At 48.9% G+C, this 442-nt stretch carries 1 tRNA gene; it reads left to right on the forward strand.

Going from position 1 to position 442, the window contains the following annotated elements:
• The first annotated feature begins 139 nt into the window (after positions 1-139).
• Positions 140-215, forward strand: a tRNA-Ala gene (locus KIH86_RS01095).
• Positions 216-442: the final 227 nt, after the last annotated feature.

The raw sequence follows: 442 nt of genomic DNA on the forward strand, positions 1-442 counted from the left end.
CAAGGTAGCCGTATCGGAAGGTGCGGCTGGATCACCTCCTTTCTATGGAGAATCGTTTCCCGTAGCGGAAACATTCAAATCGGAAGCTATGCTTCCATATCTTAACGCGGCTCATTTGTTCAGTTTTGATGGAATTTGCGGGGCCATAGCTCAGCTGGGAGAGCGCCTGCCTTGCAAGCAGGAGGTCAGGAGTTCGATCCTCCTTGGCTCCACCAACAAACTTCATCAACAGCAAGAACCTTGATCCTTGAAAACTGGATACCGAAACGAAAATTGCGTTTTAGAACATCTTTTAGCTGAAACTTGTGTCTAGCAAGTTGAAGTAAGTGATGCTTAAAGCGAAGGGGTTTGGATGTTGAGCGGATTTGGATGGAAGCGCATTCGAAGCAGCGTAAGCGGCGGAGAAGAGGTTCCACCAAGCGGAGCAGAAACAGCCAAACGC

Source organism: Paenibacillus sinensis (genome assembly GCF_019904155.1).
Lineage (GTDB): Bacteria > Bacillota > Bacilli > Paenibacillales > Paenibacillaceae > Paenibacillus_AQ > Paenibacillus_AQ sinensis.